At 38.4% G+C, this 3,339-nt stretch carries 2 protein-coding genes; both read right to left on the bottom strand.

Annotated elements, in window-relative coordinates; translation table 11 throughout:
- Positions 1-2,023: ABC transporter permease (locus BACCELL_RS21495; protein WP_007214187.1), on the bottom strand; the 2,023-nt coding region annotated here is incomplete at its 3' end.
- A gap of 146 nt (positions 2,024-2,169) precedes the next feature.
- Positions 2,170-3,339 (bottom strand): ABC transporter permease (locus tag BACCELL_RS21490; protein ID WP_007214186.1); only part of this gene is annotated, 1,170 nt, incomplete at its 5' end.

The raw sequence follows: 3,339 nt of genomic DNA, 5'->3' as shown, positions 1-3,339 counted from the left end.
CCTTCGAGAAGTTGTACTCAAGAGCCTGCAAAACATGGATATCATCCAAGAATGTTTTAGCCTGATAAGTTATATTTTCAGGAAGCATCTCGCGGTAGACTTTCTCAATCCATCGGGCTACTTCCTTTTGCTGGCCCGGATGACTCTTTATGTAACAATGGCCTATGTAGACTGAAGGATCATAAGGCAGGAAAGCATATCCACTACTTCTGTTATATACATTGGCCTGAAAAGGTGCGGATATTCCACAGATTGTGTAGTCGGTATTACCGCTATACAAGTTCATACCGATTACATCTTTCTTCTGCATCTCCTGCCAGACATTGTCTACCACAATATCTTTTTCCGTTTGAGGAAGTCTTCCTTGTTCTATGGGAATATTCATAAAAGAGAAGAAATTGGCGGGTACAGCCATGACACTAATATCAATCCAGGAGTTCTCATTTCCCTTTTCGGTCGTTAATCCATTGCCCGACATTCCTTGCATATAACCGACATCTGATAACAGAATTTCTTTCACTCCGGCATGCTGTTTAAAACGCTCTATCAATGCCAACTTTTCCTCATTCTTCATAAAGGGATAGTCTAGGGGAATACTAAGAATCTCCGATTTTTCTTTTTGACTTAGCGTATGGATTAAACTATTGGTCGTTTTCTCGGCTTGCAGATATAAAGCAGCCGTCAGGGATACAAATACCCAGCAAATAAAGAACTGGATACCCAGCATAAGGTTACGTCCCCATTGCTTACCTCTGCGTTTATTGTTTCCATAAATACCTGTTTGCACGGTAATACGACGAATACGAATGGAAACAGACAAACATATAAGGACGCAGAGTATGATAAGAAGAACGATATATTGCAGAGCATGTATTAAAAGCGTTTCAGAGGTAAAGGCCATTGCAAAGCCCGGCAAAGAGAAATTCATGTGATTCCCCAATAATTCTATGCCTGATAATACCAGTATGGAGGATATGGATATGACGATCAATGACTGTGTGAATAGTAAACAGAAGAGTTGTTTCCAGTTGCATCCTATCATTTTCATGATACTGTATTCTTTAGTACGATTGAAGAAAGAACCGATAAGGAAATGGAAAAAATTGATCAGCCCTACTAATAATATCAGTGTGCCTACAGTTCCGGTAACTAATCCCAGATAGGAAACACCTTGTTTTTTCAATCTGGCTCCCATACTACTGGCAGTGACAGTGTAAGCTTCGCCATACAAAGTATAAGTATAGTCTCTTTTTGAGAATTGCTTTTCTAAATCGGTACATGTAGTTTGTGGTGATAACAACACATAGGTATTTGCTCCCGTCATGTTATACCGTTTGGGACTTTGTAGAAGTCCTTCACTATCGTTTACGGTCAGCATATCTATGTTTTGCATAAAATCTAAACTATTGTTCAGAGGGATATCTTTCATTACTGCTTGAATGGTGTAGACGATACCTCCTGTTTTTGGGGTGCTTTCAGGAGAAGTATTGAGCCTTCTCATGAGAGTCATGTGTTTGCCGATAGCACTTTCTGCATTACCGAATATTTTAATGGCCATAGATTGGCTCAGGATGACGGAGTTAAGAGACTGACTTGCCATTTTCCAATGTCCTGCTACCATTTCCGGAGTGAAGATTTTATTGTAGCAAGTATCTATTTCAATCGTTTCAAGTTCATAAGGTAGCGTCTTTTCCGGAGATAACTCTACATAATAAGGGCGTTCGCGAGGATAGGTTACGGATGAAATGGCTTCCGTTTCTCCCAAAGCCCATGTGCGCAATTCTTCGGCCAGAGGAACCGGAGAACCGGAAAAATATCTGTCTGCCTTGCCGTCATAGAGATTTAATTCTGCTATGCGATCATGATTAGCAAAACAATGGTCTGTGCTTTCTACAAAGCGACTGCAATATATGCAGACACAGAAGCAGAGTAAACCTACTGCCAATCCGATGATGGAAATGATATTTTGTGTCTTATGCTTACACAAGTTTCTGAATGCTATTTTGAGATAATGGAATATCATGGTATATACATTTTATATTTTATATATTCAAAACTTATGCCAAGTATGTAACTTTCTATTTATTAATGATATACTGGTTTTTGTTATAGAGTATTAGTGTGCTATAGTGCACAAAAATAGTGCATATCCGCACATGAATTCTATACTTACTCGGTCTTTATTATATCCACCGGATTTATTTTTGCAATTTTCAAAATGCGGAATATGACAGTAAGTAAAGTCATGAGAACTATCCCAATAAATATGCAAATCCAGAAGCAGAAACCGTCATCGAAGAAGACAATATACATTTGTTTCCATAATTGCAGTATTGTGTATAGCAGTGGAAATGCAATCACTGCTGTTATTATTAATATCCGGACATACATGCGCAAGAACAGATAAAGTATTTGCCATAGTCCCGCACCATTAACTTTACGGATGGCTACTTCTTTGCATCGGTGTTCAGTATCAAGGGTAATGGCTGAATATACTCCCAGTAAAGTAATGATTACACTTACTATTGCAAAAAATAGGATGATGTTCTTCATTTTCGATTCCAATCCTTGTATTTCTTCCAAATCTTGTTGCAGCGTACTGATTTGTGGGGACAAAGTGTATGGAAGTGCTTCACGGAGCACTTGGGATGCATACTCTTCTACGGCTTTTACTTGAGCTGGCAGGCATTTAATGTAGCAATATTCTATGGGTCCTTCCATTTTAAGTGGCAAGAAAGCCATACCCTCACTTCGGAAAAGACTCTCGCTCTGGAAATATACATTGGTTATAAATGAAGATGTAATGCCTTTGACGGTATAGCTACCGTTAAAGTTATACAAGATGTTGCCTAAAATAGGTTTGGGAATCCGTTTTTCTAAAACGTCATCAATTACCATTTCTGTATTGTTTTGCAGATTATTGCCTTTCAACAGAGGAATATTCATGAAATGGAAAAAATTGGGAGCTGCATATATGAAACTACTGTTGATATTAGAATCTCTGTTGTTCTCTTCAGATTGGAATCCGGTAATAGAAATTCCACCGGCATAATTGTTATTTGACAATAATTTCTCTTGCACACCCGAATGTTGTGCTATGCGTTCTGTAATGGCAAGTTTCTCTTCATTTTTCATGAAGGTGTAGTTCAGAGGAATACTGAGAATACATTCTTTCTCTTCTTTTGAAAGAGTGCCAAAAAGTGTGGAGGTTGTTTTCTCTGTTTGTAGATAAAGGGATACTGCCAATGTGACGAATATCCAGCAGATGAAAAATTGAATGCACAGCATAGTGTTCCGTATAAAATGTTTGCTCATACGTCTGACATTGCCTTTGATCCC

This window comes from Bacteroides cellulosilyticus DSM 14838, assembly GCF_000158035.1.
GTDB lineage: Bacteria > Bacteroidota > Bacteroidia > Bacteroidales > Bacteroidaceae > Bacteroides > Bacteroides cellulosilyticus.
The sequence above is the reverse complement of the archived record's forward strand: the minus strand, read 5'-3'. Positions and strand labels throughout refer to the sequence as shown.